At 41.2% G+C, this 277-nt stretch carries 1 protein-coding gene; it reads right to left on the bottom strand.

Going from position 1 to position 277, the window contains the following annotated elements:
* The coding region (locus R3X26_RS18985; protein ID WP_317718870.1) for a hypothetical protein at positions 1-277 on the bottom strand (277 nt) is incomplete at both ends.

The raw sequence follows: 277 nt of genomic DNA, 5'->3' as shown, positions 1-277 counted from the left end.
TCTGCCATTTCATTAAGTTTATCGATAGCTCGCTCTTTCTGACCAAGCTGATAAGCAGCTAAAGCTTGATACAACATATAGTCCGCAGGCATATCATTGTAATAACGACTTTCTGTCATTTCCGTCTCTCCAGCTAATGCGCGATGGAACATTTCCTTTGAAGATTCACATGCGCCCAACTTGTGTTCGATTAGCCCCAAGAGATAATAAATATCGTTGTCAGTTTGACCGACAAGTCGCCCCTCATTTAAATTTAATGGGAATTCAAGTGCTTCGA

The sequence above is a fragment of the Vibrio sp. TH_r3 genome, assembly GCF_033101115.1.
Classification (GTDB): domain Bacteria; phylum Pseudomonadota; class Gammaproteobacteria; order Enterobacterales; family Vibrionaceae; genus Vibrio.
The sequence above is the reverse complement of the archived record's forward strand: the minus strand, read 5'-3'. Positions and strand labels throughout refer to the sequence as shown.